The sequence below is a fragment of the Dyella sp. CR10 genome, from assembly GCF_055814425.1.
This window is the reverse complement of record NZ_CP185986.1, coordinates 1,850,899-1,865,217: the sequence shown is the minus strand read 5'-3', so window position 1 is coordinate 1,865,217 and position 14,319 is coordinate 1,850,899. Positions and strand designations below refer to the sequence as shown.

General features: G+C 67.2%; 7 protein-coding genes. 1 reads left to right on the top strand and 6 read right to left on the bottom strand.

Features of this window, described 5'->3' with window-relative positions; all coding sequences use genetic code 11:
* Nucleotides 1-29: 29 nt before the first annotated feature.
* From ACNR9O_RS08410 to ACNR9O_RS08390, 5 genes are all read right to left on the bottom strand, one after another.
* Nucleotides 30-1,478, bottom strand: coding sequence for a ComEC/Rec2 family competence protein (locus ACNR9O_RS08410; RefSeq protein WP_473681603.1), 1,449 nt, complete (start codon nt 1,476-1,478; stop codon nt 30-32).
* 21 nt (nt 1,479-1,499) lie between these two features.
* Nucleotides 1,500-4,937: a hypothetical protein gene (locus ACNR9O_RS08405; protein ID WP_473681605.1), complete on the bottom strand. Its 3,438-nt coding sequence runs from the start codon at nt 4,935-4,937 to the stop codon at nt 1,500-1,502.
* Nucleotides 4,938-4,940: 3 nt separating this feature from the next.
* On the bottom strand, nt 4,941-8,168 hold the full coding sequence (locus ACNR9O_RS08400) for a phage tail protein (protein ID WP_473681607.1): 3,228 nt from the start codon (nt 8,166-8,168) through the stop codon (nt 4,941-4,943).
* Between the two features lie 140 nt (nt 8,169-8,308).
* Nucleotides 8,309-10,138, bottom strand: coding sequence for a Hint domain-containing protein (locus ACNR9O_RS08395; protein ID WP_473681609.1), 1,830 nt, complete (start codon nt 10,136-10,138; stop codon nt 8,309-8,311).
* A 348-nt stretch (nt 10,139-10,486) separates the two neighbouring features.
* Nucleotides 10,487-12,103, bottom strand: a complete 1,617-nt coding sequence (locus ACNR9O_RS08390) for an ATP-binding cassette domain-containing protein (RefSeq protein WP_473681611.1) — start codon at nt 12,101-12,103, stop codon at nt 10,487-10,489.
* A gap of 281 nt (nt 12,104-12,384) precedes the next feature.
* Between ACNR9O_RS08390 and ACNR9O_RS08385 the strand changes: the two genes are divergently transcribed.
* On the top strand, nt 12,385-13,983 hold the full coding sequence (locus tag ACNR9O_RS08385; protein ID WP_473681613.1) for a carboxylesterase/lipase family protein: 1,599 nt from the start codon (nt 12,385-12,387) through the stop codon (nt 13,981-13,983).
* A gap of 8 nt (nt 13,984-13,991) precedes the next feature.
* Here ACNR9O_RS08385 and ACNR9O_RS08380 read toward each other — a convergent pair whose 3' ends face one another.
* A complete protein-coding gene (locus ACNR9O_RS08380; RefSeq protein ID WP_473681615.1) occupies nt 13,992-14,168 on the bottom strand; it encodes a hypothetical protein in 177 nt (58 codons plus the stop codon).
* Between the last annotated feature and the right edge of the window lie 151 nt (nt 14,169-14,319).

The window sequence follows — 14,319 nt, the reverse complement described above, 5'->3', positions numbered from 1 at the left end:
GTCGGCTCGAAAGGAGAAGGGTCAGGCGATCAGCGGAACGTCCGCAATCGCCCGGGCACAGCACCGCCGGACGGCGTGGACGCCAGCACGGGCGTGCGCGGCGTCGGCGAGGACGGCGGATGCCATTCGGGGAAGAATTCGCTCACGGATACTGGCTCACCGCGATCGGAAATCATCACGGGCTTCTCGCCCACGGATGGAGCCAGCGTTTCCGGAACCGTGCCGATATTCGTGAAGCGCGAGGTATCGGTGCCGGGCATGGACTTATAACCGGTCACGGTATTGCCTTTTCCCGCCGTGGTGGCATAAGTCCAGCACGCGTGCGGATTGATGACCGGTTTTTTCTTGGGGTCCACGAACTTCGTCGGCTTGTCCACCGTGGTCGGCTGGAACTGATAGGAGAACGTTGCGACCTCGCTGTAGTAATACGTCGCCAGCACGTTCACCTGGGTGGTCAGCGTGTGATAGTTCTTGGTGATCGCGGTGAAGTCGGGCATCACCAGCGTCACGTCCACGTTACATACCGAGAAATGGCTCTTCTCGGCATTCTCCAGGCGCTTGTCGTAGAGCGTCGCCGTGGGCGTCATGGCGGGCATGAACAGATTGATCAGCTCGATCGACGGATGGTGGTGCTTGGCGAACGCGCTGATCGTTACGGTCTTGGCGGCCGACTTGCTTACGAAGGTCTTCACCACGTCGACGGCTTTCTTGCTGGCGGTCGCGTTCGAACTCACCGCCAGGCCGGTAGCGCGACTGCCGTGGTGCGGCAGCGTGACCATCAGGCAGTCATTGAACTCATTGTCGCCCAGCGCATCGTTGACCCACGCCATCGTGCGGTTGGTGGCATCGCCGCAGATCAGCATGGTGCGACCGTCGTGCATCAACGCGCAGACGATGGATACGCGGTTCTTCTTTTCCGCCACCGTGCCGAAGTCGTCTTCGACCAGCACGCCGGGCTCGTCGTCGATGACGTTGCCGATCAGCATTCCGACCCGGACCGATTCGTCCGTGCTGCTCCAGATCAACCCCTTCTTCCAGTCGCCCTTGGTCTTGTTGTATTGCGTTTCACCAAAATCGGGGGCGGTGAAGCTTTTGCAGTAACTGCCAAGGTAGTCGAGGATGTTGAATTTATTCTTGGTGTAGAAGTCCGGATTCCCGGCATACCAGACGCTGGCGACTTTGAGCGGCTTGGGTTTGGTGCCGTAGGCCGAGAGCAGGTCGTACATCAGGCTGATATGGTCGTTGTCGCTGTGCGAGAACACGAGCAAGTCGATCGTCGGCGTGTCCATCAGCTTGAGCGTGTCGGCGATCCAGGCAATGTTGCCGTCGGTCATCGGCTCGCTTCTCTTATCGGTGCCGCAGTCGAATAGCAGGGTGTGCACCAGCTCGGCGGGCGAGCTGTCGTCGTACAGACGCACGAACGTGCACTGCCCCTGCCCCACATCGACGACGGTAGTGACAACCTTGCTGATGGCCATGAGGAAACCCCGCTGCTGAAGTCAGGCCACCGGCGGCGTACGCCGCCCATTGGCCAGAAGCCGCGCCGGCGCATCGAGCCGGAGCGTCGCATCGTCTGTCTTGTCCGACTTCTTCTCCGGATCCTTGTCATACGCCGCGTACCACCCCAGCGACGCACTCGGGTTCCCCGGCGCCCCGAACAGCACCAGATCCGCATTCCCCGGCGGAAAGCTCCAGCACAGCACCGACAGCGCGAAGCGGCGCATCCACAGCTGGTAGCCGAGGCCTGCGCCGGCCGCATAGGTGATGAATTCGAAGCCGCGGAAGCCGAGCTTGAGCACGCCTTGCAGCGGCAGACTGCCGGCGCCACGCACGAACGACGCCAGGCGCAGGCCCAGGTAGACCGGCGGATCGCCATCAGCGCCGGTGGACCACGCGGCCAGCACGCTCATGCTCAGGCCGATGCTGCCGGACAATGCGCCCAGCGAGCCGAGATCCATGGTGTAGCGCAGGCCGTACCAGGGCGCCGACATCGGGGTCTGGTCGAGCGGACAGGCGATGGAGACGAAGCCCAGCTGCTCCGGCGTCAGACCCTTGTCCTTGGTGGCGATCGGAGCGATCTCGATGCCGCTTGCACGCAGCGGAAAGTTGGCGGCCAGCGAACGGGCGCGCGGCTTGCTGTTGGCCGGGTCCAGCGTGGTGGCGCTTTCGAAGGCGGTGAAGGCCTGTTTGGTCGGATCGGACAGCTTGAACTGCATGCGGATCGACAGGCCGGTGAAGCGCAGATAGCCGTCCTCGCCCTGCGCGTCCGCGCCGTAGCAGAACATGTCGAACGCGGCCAGTTCGCGGAAACGCAGATTTCCCTGCAACGTGAAACTCGAGGTGACCGCATCGCCGTCCGGCGCAGTGGCGGTATCGATGCGCACCGCCTGCACCTGCGCGCTGACCATGGCCGATCGCTGCGCATTGAACAGGTTCTCGCCGGTCAGCACGAAGCTGTACGACGGCACGCCCGCGACGCGCTGGCAACTGCCATTCATGATCAGGTTGTTGCCGCGCGACGGGTCCTGCTTGGCCAGCGGCGCGCCGAACAAGGTGTTGACCATCAGCTGACACTGCGCGGCGAAATCGGCGATGCGCGCATTGGCGAAGCGGATCTTCAATTGCAGCGTCTTGAAGCCGAACGGCGTGGTGCTGCTGGGCGCCAGATCCTGCGGGTCCTCGTAGTCGATCAGCGCGAACGCGGCGGTCTGCCCCGGCGTAATGGTGTCGGTACCGGCGGCGACCGGTGTCACCGAGAAGCCGACGTGATGGGCATAGAACCGTTTCGGATCGATGCCGGCGGCGAGGAACTTCAGGTCCGGCGGCATCAGCCCGAGCGCGACCGGCGCATTGAGGAACAGCACGCCGTTCCACATCGGGTTGTTCGCCACCTCCTCGTAGAAGATCCGGTAGGGATCGCCCGGCGGGGTCGCCGGATCCAGAGCCCGTTCGCGCGCCGCGCGCAGGATGTCCTGCAACTGCTGCTGGGTCTGCGCCACATTGCCGGCAGCTTCCAGCCAGCCCCAGGCGCTGGTGTCGTCGGCCAGTTCGGTCAAGCGGCGATTGCAGTACTTGAACAGCATCAACGTGGGATTGGCGTCCTTGCCGCGGCGCCAGTCGTCGGGAGCGAGCCGGAACGTCCAGCCGTCCAGCTGGCAGTCCAGACCGTTCGGGCCGACGCCGCTCTGCTGGTTGAACTCCGTCGTATCGGCGACCACGAAAAACAGCTGGTTCGATTGCAGCGCGAGCGCGAAGCGCTCCTTCACCGGCGTGAGCACCAGGTCCTGCGCGCCGCCGGCCAGATGCGCGAACAGCACCCCGGCCCAGGCGGAGCCGTCGGCGGAAAGCTGCGCCAGCAAACCCTGCGGCGTGACGGCGAGCGGCGCCGTGGCCGGCCCCACCGGTCCGATCGGCGCGTCCGCCGCCGTCGGCGGCGGCAATCCTCCGATCGCCGCGCGGCGTACCGGTGCGAGCACCGCCGCTTCGATCTCGCGCGCCAGCGCGATGTCGCCGGCGGCCAGCCAGCGATACGCGCCGGCCGGAAAGCACTGCGCCGCCAGATCGCCTGCCTGCGATGCCGCCGGCAACCGGCCCGCGGGCATGGTGTGGAAATCGAGGAAGCCGGTGCCAAGATCGCTTGCCGCCATGAACAGCGGCGCCTGCAACGGCTGCGCGTAATAAGGCAGGCCCCTCGCGCTGGCGGAGCCAGGCACCAGCGTCATGTAAGCGGTGGTGGCCGCGGTGCGCAACGGCAAGGTGCCTTGCGCGACGACGCCGGGAATGTAGGCGGGCTTGCCGGCCCCGAAGACGGCGATGTCGCCCGTGGACGCGGCCAGCGTGGCGTACTCGGCGCCGGAGTCGCCGAACATCCAGTGATCCTGTTCGGCGCTGCCGCTGCTCGGTACTACCGCAGCGCGGCGTTGCTGCACGCTCGGCGGCACTTCCACGCTGATCGAGAAACTGCCGTCCGGCGCGAGATGGAACACCTCGCTGCCGGCACTCGGACCCTCTACCGCGAACAGCGGACTCTTGCAGAACGCCAGCCGTGCCGAGCGGGCGCCTTGCAGTGATGCCGTCGGCGTGAGCGTGGTGGTGTAGCCCAACGTGGTCACGAACGCGCTGGACAGCGCGTACGGCGGCGCGCCGCTCGGCGCCAGGTCGACATAGCTGCGGTGCGGATCGAGCGGCGCGCTCGGATCGACGTGCAGCCGCGCACCCAGGCTGCCGGCGCGCAGGCGCAGCACGGGCATGGACAGATAGCGCGCCAGGTTCTGTGCCAGCGCCTCTGCATCGTCCGGCGCCGGCACGGTGGCATAACGCAGCATCACGCCGAGCTGCTCGAGCGGATCGGGCTGCTGCGGACGCAGCGTGATCGGCATGGACAGCGCGCCGACCGCGCTGCCCGCCAGGGGCAGCATGACCGCGCCGCTCGCATTCAAGGCGAAATCGCCGCGGCTGAACGTCGCCGCTGCCGCCGGCAGCGCCAGGCCGTAGCCGGTGCCGGCGTTCTGCAACGACAAGGTGCTGCCGGCGGCCAGCTCCAGGCGGTAGTCGCCCAGCACCCAGCGCGCCGGCGTCACCAGCGCCCAGGGGCCGCTGGGCGTGGCCTGCGGCAAGGCGGTGAGCGTCGTGGCCTGCCAGTAGTTCCAGCTGCTGTCGACGCCGTTGGACAACCACAGCACGCGCACCAGGCCGGTCGGCGAGATGCGCGGAATCAACTGAGCGAGCTGCTGCGCGAAAGCCGTCAGATCGGCGGGCAGCGCGAACGCGATGACGTAGAGCCCGCCGACATCCGCCCATGTCTGCGCCAAGGTCGCGGTGCCACCGAATGCCGCCGACGCGCTGCACCAGTAACCGGCGAAGCCACCCACCGGCATCGCGCTGCTGGCGTACAGGCGCGATCCGCTCGCGACGGCGGTGAATACCGGAGCATCCATGGCCTACTCCAGCGTGATGCAGTCGCCGGGCAGCAACGGCAGCGACGCCGCGCCCCAGCCGGGCCCATAGACCGCGCTGGCGGCTGCCTGCCAGTTCAGCTGTATCGGCGCGGACGCCGGCTGCGCGGGTTTGTTCGGATCGAGCACGATGCCGCCCAGTCCGCGTTCGATCTGCACGCCGCTCAGCGGCATCGGCACGGCCGGCATCAGGCGTCCGCGCTGCTCCAGCAGATTGCCGAGCGTGGTGCCCACCGGCACCACGTGGGTCACGCCGTCGAGGCTGACCTGCAGGCAGGCCTTCAGCACCGCGCGACCACGGAAATAGGCCACGTTGACATTGGTCGACGGCGCGCTGGTCGCGCTGGAGATGCCGGCGAAACTGGCCGCGGCGGCGAGCACGAAGTTGTCGCTGGCCTTGATGCTGCCCTGCCCGCTCGGCGACAACAGCGCATTGGGAACGAACAATCGGTAGAACGACTGGTTGAACGCGGGGAAGTAAAGATCCGCCGCTTCGGCCACGCCTTGTTCCTGGCCGGTGCTCGGATTGGCCGATGGCGGATTCACGCTCAACGCGCCGTTGTTGACGAGCTGCCCGATGAAGCTGTCGAAGCCGGCGCTCCACGCGCCGTTGGCGCTGAGCAGGCTGCCGATCGGATAGTCGATGCTCGCCGAGCCTACGTAGCCGCTGAGCCACGAGCCCTGCGTCTGCCCCGGCACCGTCTGGTACGGATTGGGCACCACGCGCAGCAGCATGCCCGGACGCAGGTCCACATAACCCTGCGCTACGCCCGCACCGGGGAAGTTGAGCCCGAAGTTGTAGTACAGCTGCTCGGCGAAAGTCTGCGGCAGCGCGCGCGCCAGCATCTGCTGCAACAGCACGATGCCCCATGGCACCGCGCCGGCGGCCTCCACGTTCTTGAGGAAGGTCTGCACGTCGCTGGCCAGGCCGGTGCGGATCGCCTGCGCAGGCGCGAAGGTCCACGGGTTGTTGCTGGTGACCGTGTTGGAGATGGTCAGGATGTACGGATAGACCGCGCTGTTGCGCGCGGTATCGGTATTGGCGGTCAGCGCGAACGCGCCCTGCGATGGCAACGGCGTGGTCAGCGGCGTACCCGCGCCGATATCCGGCAGGTACAGCGTCAGCGGTTCGCCGGTCATGGCGTTGTTGGCCGCCGTCGCCGTGGTGATCAGCGTGGCCGGATAGACGAAGGGCGGCGCCGTGCCCGCGGCGCTGGAGGAAAGATAGAAACCTTCCGTGAAAATGGACGGCTGATTGGCCTGCAGGCCGCGATCGCTGCCCCACACGCCCTGCACCAGGAACTGATACTGCGTGGTGGAGACGAGGGTGTAGCCGCTGGGAAACGCGAGGGTGGCCTGCGTGACGCCCGCAGCCACCGTGGTATTGGCAATCTCCGTCAACGTGCCGCCGGCGTTGGCCATCAGCGCGACGCGATAGCCGGTGGCCCCGGCCAGCGCATCCCAGCTGCCGGTGGCGCTCATCGCCGACGCGTTGAAGCTGACCTGCGTGACGCTGGCACGCAGCGTCGGCAGGCGATGCACCGTCGTCGGCCCGATGATGCTCTGCCCGGTCGGTGTCGCCAGCGGCGTGATCGCCACGGTCAGGTCGACGCCGTCCGGCAGCGCCTCGTTGAAGTTGTAGGTGCTGGACTCTTGCGTGACGATGCCGTTGCCGAAATCGAGCCGGTAGCTGGTGGCGCTGGCCGGCCCGGTCCAGGTCATCGTGCACTGGCCGGTGATGGCATTCGTCACGGCGGCCACGGCACTGACCGTCGCCACCAGCGGCTTGACGCCGGCGCTGTTCGGCCCCTGCGCACCTTCCGCACCGATGGCGGCGATCACCACCGAATAGTCCAGCGTCGCATCGGTGAGCGACAGCTGCGCCTGCGTCGCCTGCCCGCCCGCCACGCGCACGCTGGATATGGTCTTGCCGCCGGCAAGCAGGCTGACGGCGTAGGCAACGGGCATGGCGGCGCCGGCCGGCAGGCTCCAGGTTACGTTCAACGTCGACCCAAGGCATTGCAGCGTGGCGACGGTCGGCGCGACCGATGGCAAGGCCCAGCTCCCGCCGACCGCTGGCGTGCTGCCCGTGGTGCCAGTCGCCCAGACGCGGATGCCCCAGCTCTTGGTCGCATCCAGTCCGCTCCCGGGCAGGCTGGTGAAGCTCGCGCTGCGGCTGCTGCCGCCCGTGACCGTCTGTGTGTAGCTCTGCGTCGGATCGGCGAGGTTGTAGACCTCGATGGTGAAGCCGGTCACCGCCGCATCGCTGCCGGCCTGCCAGCTCACCGCGATGGATTTGTTGTCCGAGGCGAACGCCGCGCCGGCCAGCACCGGCAGGCTGGTGACGACCGGGCTGGCCGGCGTGGCGACGCCGATGCCGGCGCTGTTGAGCGCGAGCACGCGCAGCGATGAGCCCGGCGCGAGCGGCCCCGGCAGAAACAGCGTGCCGCTGGTGCTGGCCGCACCCACGACGTCGGCGAAGGCGCCCGGCGTACCGTCCGGCGCATAGCTTTGCAGGCGATAGCGCGTGACGCCGGTCGCGCTGCCGAGTGCGGTCCATTGCGCGCCGATCAGGCTGCCCTGCCCGGCCTGCAGATAGCGCGCGCTCACGCCGGAGAGACTCGGTTGCGGCGAGGCCATCAGCGGCGACGCGGCCTGCGCCGCATAGGCCTTGTCGCCGGCGTCGCTGGCCACGCTGGCGGCCGCGGACACCTGCACGTACCACTGCTGACCGGCCGCCAGCGCGGGACTGGAAATCATCGCCCAGCTGTCACCAGGGTTCGGTGTCGAGGCGGTGAACGGATTGCCGCTGCTGCCGTAGATCTGCAGGTAGTAACCGAGCGTCGCCTGCTCGGTCGGCGCCCATTGGACGTAGAAATTGGTGCCGTCGTAATAGCCCGCCAGCAGCGTCGGCGGGCGGGCGATCAGCGGCACCAGCTGACTGGTCTCGTTCTGCCCGGGCGAACTGCCCCACATCGTGCTGACTTGCACGAAATACGGCGTATTGGTGTCCAGCGGCCCGCCGGGAAGGTTCAGGCTGCCGAACTGCAGCGCCGCGCTGCTGGGGGCGAAGCTGGCGGTGGTGAACACCGTATCCACCCCGAAGAATACGGTGACGACATATTGGGTGATCGCCGAATCGGCGACGGTCGTCCACATCACTTTCAAGGTGGCGCCGCTGGTGTAGACGCTCTGGATGGTCGGCACGGCCATGCTTGCAAGTCCTTCGGAGTGAAGTGCGTGAGGACATGCGGCGCGGCGTCAGGCGCGGATGCCTGCCGGCTTGCCCGCGCGCGACACAAGCGTTCGCGCGACAGGCCGGCAGGATGCCGCGGCCTGCGCCGCGGCCGCCTTCAGTGCGATTGCTGGAGGAACGTCTGGTATTCCTTGCGCCACTGATCGTTCGGCAGACGGCGCATCACCTCGTTCTTGTCGGTCTTCAGGCGCGCCAGCTCTTCCTGCTCCATCTGCACCTGCGAGATCGAGTCGCCGATGAAGATGCCGTTAGCGCTATGCGTACGCTTGTCGGACTTCGCTTCGTCGAACCAGCCCAGGCGCAGGCTGTAGACATGGCCGGTGTAGGGCTGCGCCGCGACCGAGACGATCTTGGCTACGCCCTTTTCGGTCTTCACGCTGTCGCCGGCCTTCAAGTCGCGGGCCATGACCAGGCCGTTGACGGTCAGCACCGGATGCGTGCGGGTGATCAGCAGATCCTGCCCCAGGCTGGTCTTCAGGTGGATCATCGGATGCAGCTCGACGCCGCTGGCGGTGCCCTGCACGGTGCGCTTGTCGCCGGTGGCCGAGATCACCTGCGGCGAATTGTCGGCCGTGATGTTCTCGATCGGGGTTTCGCTGCCGTCGGCCATATGCACCCTGGTGCCGGCCGCGACGCAGCTGTCCTCCAGGTAGATGCCCGGAACGCCGAGGAAGCCCGGCGGCATCGGCGGCGCGAACGCGCTGGTGAAGTTGACGAAGCCGGTGTTCTTCTGGCCGCCGGGCAGATCCAGCGGCAACTCGATATAGAAATTGAACGTCACCGGCCGTCCGCCGCTGTAGCCCAGACAATTGTTCGGATTGGTCGGCGATACCTGCGACAGGTTCCAGGTGATGGTGGAACCGGATGCGCTCCAGCCCGTCCCCAGCGGCTGGTGATCGGCGAACACGCAGGCGCCACCCTGGTTCGGGTCGGCCACCGAAGCGGTGTAAGTGCCGGCCGTGGCATAGCTGCTGTCGATCGTGTAGCTGCCGAAGGTCGCCGTGCCGGCGGTCGGAAAGAACACGCTCGTCGCCGGCCGGCCCGACGCGTTGTAGTAATCGCAGGACTGCTGGCTGCCGCGGTTGAAGCAGATCTTGATCAACGGCGGATTGGGCACCAGCGTGGTGCTGCCGGTCTGGTACGTCGTCTTGCCGCCGTTGATGACGCAGTTGGAACTCGGGTCGCCGGGATTGGTGCGCACGCAGTAGTTGGGTGCAGTCATCGTGCCAGCGGTGGCCGGCACTTGCGCGGCGGTGCTGATCACCGTCGTGGTGCTGTTGCTGCCTACCGTAGTGACGATGGTCGTCATCGCCGCCAGGTGCGCCGGATCAGAGACCTTGCCGCTCACCGGCACCTGGAAATTGGTGCCCTGCCCGAACTGCGTGTTGCGCGCCACGGCGAAGACCGTCTGGTTGGCGGTGTCGAACAGCTCGGTCGTGATGGTGGTCTGCGTGGTGCCGCCCATCACCGAGGAATAGCCGGTGGCCGTGTAGACGCCATTGCCGTCGTCGCCGAAGTTGGACAGCAGCGCCAGATCCTGCGGCGCACCGGCGGTCTTCGCTTGCAGCGGCGTGGCGGCCAGCGCCATCGGCCCGGCCTTCGCGGCAGCGGCCAGCTTATGCGCTTGCTGCACCGTGCTTTGCAAGGCGGCGAAGGTCGCCGGCGCGTTCGACGGCGTGCGACCAGCCGCCGCCAGTGCACGCTGCGTGAAGCGCAGCTGCTGCGGATCGGCGAGATTGAGTACGTACGGCCGCCCCGGCTTGAGCATGCCCAGGACGTGCTGGACATCCTGCGCCTCCTGCGCGGTCATCGCCCGCGGCGCGGCGGCCGCCGGCGGCGTGCTTTGTGCGTGAACGGCTCCCGCCGCGCTGAAAGCGGCAAGCATGGCGATGCTGTGGCCAAGACGGCCCGTGCCTGCGAAACGCATGATCCCTTCCCCCTGTGCTGGACAAAACTATGCCCGTCGCCGCGCCCGCGGCGATTCGAAAAGATCCAAGGGAACGCCGATCCGAGCCGGCAACATCAACGCGGTCGCGATGCGCCGGCAAAGATCGCAAAGACCTGGATACGCCCCCTTCTTGGTACCGACCGTCCTGCGGTTCCCAGACAGAGCACGAGGCGCGAGCCGAAGAGCGTTGTCGCGGCGCTGCGTGAAGCGTATGGAATCCCCCAGACACGAGCGTAGGCAGCGCGCCGTATAGGCCACGTGAAACGCCCGCCTTGCGGCGCATCGGACGCATGCGATGGCGGGCCCCACCCGCGAAGGCCCGGCTCGCTACGTCACCATGGTCGTGCGATAACCCGCCGCCGACACCTCTATCCGGGTATCGAGCGACAGCGCGTCGAGAAAGACCTGATCGTGCGACACCACGACCAGCGCGCCGCGATACTGCGACAGCATCTGCTCGACCGCTTTGATCGAACGCAGATCCAGATGGTTGGTCGGCTCGTCGAGAAGCAACAGCTCGGCCGGCCGCTCGGCGTATATGACGCAAGCCAGCGCGGCCTTCAGCCGCTCGCCACCGCTGAGCCACGCGCTCGGCTGCAGGGCCTGCTCGCCGGATAGCCCGATCAGAGCGAGTCGCGTACGCATGGCGGCTTCGGTCGCCGATGGATGGGATGCCAGCAGTTGCTGCAGGACCGATGCCCGCGGATCGAGCAGATCCAGCTGCTGGTCGAGCAGCGCGGTGCGCACATGCACGTCGCAACGCCCCGCGATGGGCGAGGCTGTGCCCGCAAGCAACTTCAATAACGTGGACTTGCCACTGCCGTTGGCGCCGGTCACGCCGATGCGCTGGGCCCCACGTATCGTCAGATCGAGCGAATGGCCGGCGGCAGCGCCATGGGGCAGCCGGACGTTCTCCAGCACGGCGACCTTGCGCTGCGCTGCCATGGTCGTCGTCGGCACCAGCAGCGCGATGTCCGCCTCCTCCGGCAGCTGCGCGGCGGCCTCGCGGACCTGTTGCGCCAATGCGTTATGGCGATCCTCCAGCGTGCGCTGCCGCTTGCCCGTGCTCACCTGGCTGTTCTGCTGGCGCCCGCCGAGCAGGATGGCGGCCTGGTTGGCATCGCGTCCTTCGCGCGTGGCGCGCGCCTGTCGGCGCTGCAGATTCTCTTGCTTGGCGCGCCACGCCTTGTCGCCGCGACGCTGCTCGGCCTTGCGGTGATCCAGGGCCTGCTGCGCCCGCGCCCGCTCGTCCGCCCGCGCTTGCGCGTAAAAGGCATAGTTTCCGCCATAGTCGCGCAAGCCCGAGGGCGACAGTTCGACGATGCGCTGCATGTGATCCAGCAGTTCGCGGTCGTGGCTGGCGACCAGCAGCCCTTTCGGCCACGCCTCCAGCTTGCGCAGCAGCAGATCGCGTTGCGGCCGGTCCAGATGATTGGTCGGCTCGTCGAGGATGAGTACGTCCGGATCGGTCATCCACGCGCCCAGCAGGGCCAGGCGTGTCAGCTCGCCGCCGCTGAGCGTGACGGCGCTCTGCGCCGGCGCGAGATGGCCGAGGCCGTATTCGTCCAGGCATTCGGCGAACCGCTGACGGAGGTCCCAGCGATCCGCCACGAGTTCGAAATCGGCATGCGCGACACTACCCGCCTCGATGCGCTCCAGCGCGTCGAGCGCCGCCTGTACGCCGGCCATGGATGCCACGGTAGCGCCGGGCGGGCACGCGACGAGCTGTGGCAGGTAAAGCACCGTGCCTTCGCGCGTATAGCGCCCGGCGCTCAGCTCGAGCTGCCCGGCGAGGATGCGCGCGAGTGCGCTCTTGCCCACGCCGTTGCGTCCGACCAGGCCGGTGTGGCGACGGTCGAGCTGAAAATCGATATCGGTGAAAAGGCGATGGCCGTCGGGCCATGCAAACGCCGCGCGCTGCAGCGTGATCGAAGATGCCGTCATGGATGCTCCTGTGATGTCGTGTGTCGCCTCCGCCCGAAAAGCGGAGTCGATGTCGCCGGATGTCTTCGGCGGTGGCACGGATCACATGGGGCGCATCCTCACTGGCCATCGAAAGTTGGCGAATGATAGCGCAACGCGCGCAGCGATATGCGCGACATCTTGACGATGGCTTGGGCGGCGCACGTCTCGCTTCGGCCCCAGGAAAAAACATAAGCTGGCACGGCTGATATCTGAAGCGGCTTTGCCGTAGAGACGCACCACCATTCCGAGAAGGGCCGATCATGTTCGATGCACCCCTGTTGCCGCGCGCCATGTCCCTCGGGCTGCTCGCAGCGCTTGTCGCCGCGACCGCCCTGGCCGCCGATCCCGCGCCGATGGCGACCGTCGCCGGCGGACGCCTGTCCGGTCTTCGCGAGGCAGGCCTGGACACATTCAAGGGCATTCCCTACGCCGCGCCGCCCGTCGGGCCGCTGCGCTGGAAACCGCCGCAGCCGGCGGCCGCATGGGCCGGCGTTCGTCGCGCGGACCATTTCGGCCCGCGCTGCATGCAGCGCCCGGTTTTCAGCGACATGGTGTTCCGCTCCGCCGGGATGAGCGAAGACTGCCTGTACCTCAATGTATGGACGCCGGCGAGCAGCCCGCGCGACGGCGCAGCCAGGAAACTGCCGGTGCTGGTCTATTTCTACGGCGGCGGCTTCATCGGCGGCGACGGCTCGGAATCGCGCTACGACGGTGCCGGCCTCGCGCGGCGCGGCATCGTGACGGTCACGGTGAACTACCGGCTGGACGTCTTCGGCTTCCTCGCTTCGCCCGACCTGCGCGTCGAATCGCCCGAACATGCCGCCGGCAACTACGGCCTGCTCGACCAGGCCACCGCGCTGCAATGGGTAAAGCACAACATTGCTGCATTCGGCGGCGATCCGGCACAGATCACCATCGGTGGCGAATCGGCTGGCTCGATGTCGGTGTCGGCGCTGATGGCTTCGCCGCTGTCGAAGGGACTGATGCAGCGCGCCATCGGCGAAAGCGGCGCCATGCTCGGCAATCTCACGCCGATGCCGCTGGATGAGGCCATGCGCGACGGCGAGGCCTTCGCCCGGCGAGTCGGTGCGTCATCGCTCGATGCGCTGCGCGCGATGAATGCGCAGACGCTGCTCGACGCCGCCGGCCAGAAGGACGTGCCCGAATTCCGTCCCACCATCGACGGCTACTTCCTGCCGCGCTCGCCCGACGCGATCTACGAAGCCGGCGAACAGGCGGCCATCCCGTTGCTGCTTGGCGCGAACTCCCAGGAAGGCTATTACGCCAACCTGCTCGACCAGAAAGCGCCGACGCCGGAGAACTACCGCGCCGCCGTCCAGAAGCAGTTCGGCGAGCACGCCAAGGAAGTGCTTGAGCTCTACCCGGGCCGTACCGAAGCGGAGATCAAGGCGTCCGGCACCGCGCTGGCCGGCGACCAGTTCATCGCCTTCTCGACATGGCAATGGATGCGCCTGCATCGCCAGACCGGGCATACGCCGGTGTTCTACTACTACTTCGACCAGCCTCGGCCGGCCAAGCGCGACGGCAGCGCCCCCGCGGATGCCGGCGCCGTACACAGCGGTGAAATCGAGTACGCGCTGGGCAACCTGCCCGGCAATGCCGTGTATGCCTGGACGCCGGCCGACCGCCGCGTCTCCGAGACCATGCAAGGCTACTGGGCGAACTTCATCAAGACCGGCGACCCCAATGGCGCGGGCCTGCCGAAGTGGCCCGCCGCAGCGGACAAGGATGGCGGCCTGTTGCGCCAGACCATCGGCGTGCAGACGCGCACGCAGATCGACCACGACCGGGCACGCTACGAGCTGCTGCGGCGCGTCGATGCCGACCAGCATTTGTGATGCGTGCCCTACCAGACCTGCATCTCGCGCCGCACCAGCCGATACGTCTTGCCATTGCGTGAAACGACACGCCCGGAATCGCCGCGCACCACGTACTTGGTGGCGATCCACGCGGCGCGTCCCGGCGCGATGTTCCAGTGACGGGCCTTGCGAAAAGCCCAGATCCAGCCATAGCGATTCGTCATCACACACAACCCTGCAGGATGAACATGTCCCCCCTTGGGCGGCGCATCCTGCAGTACCACTTCGCCCCAGTCTGACAGAACGCGCACGGCGCCTGTACGAAAACGGGGAGCTTCGATCAAGAAGAGGTCAGGATTGTCAAAGCGCGGTGAC

Bases quoted from the DNA above. Each gene is read 5' to 3' on its own strand.
- ACNR9O_RS08380 (WP_473681615.1), bottom strand. From the start codon at position 14,168: ATGACGAATCGCTATGGCTGGATCTGGGCTTTTCGCAAGGCCCGTCAC.
- ACNR9O_RS08390 (WP_473681611.1), bottom strand. From the start codon at position 12,103: ATGACGGCATCTTCGATCACGCTGCAGCGCGCGGCGTTTGCATGGCCC.
- ACNR9O_RS08410 (WP_473681603.1), bottom strand. From the start codon at position 1,478: ATGGCCATCAGCAAGGTTGTCACTACCGTCGTCGATGTGGGGCAGGGG.
- ACNR9O_RS08400 (WP_473681607.1), bottom strand. From the start codon at position 8,168: ATGGCCGTGCCGACCATCCAGAGCGTCTACACCAGCGGCGCCACCTTG.
- ACNR9O_RS08385 (WP_473681613.1), top strand. From the start codon at position 12,385: ATGTTCGATGCACCCCTGTTGCCGCGCGCCATGTCCCTCGGGCTGCTC.
- ACNR9O_RS08405 (WP_473681605.1), bottom strand. From the start codon at position 4,937: ATGGATGCTCCGGTATTCACCGCCGTCGCGAGCGGATCGCGCCTGTAC.
- ACNR9O_RS08395 (WP_473681609.1), bottom strand. From the start codon at position 10,138: ATGCGTTTCGCAGGCACGGGCCGTCTTGGCCACAGCATCGCCATGCTT.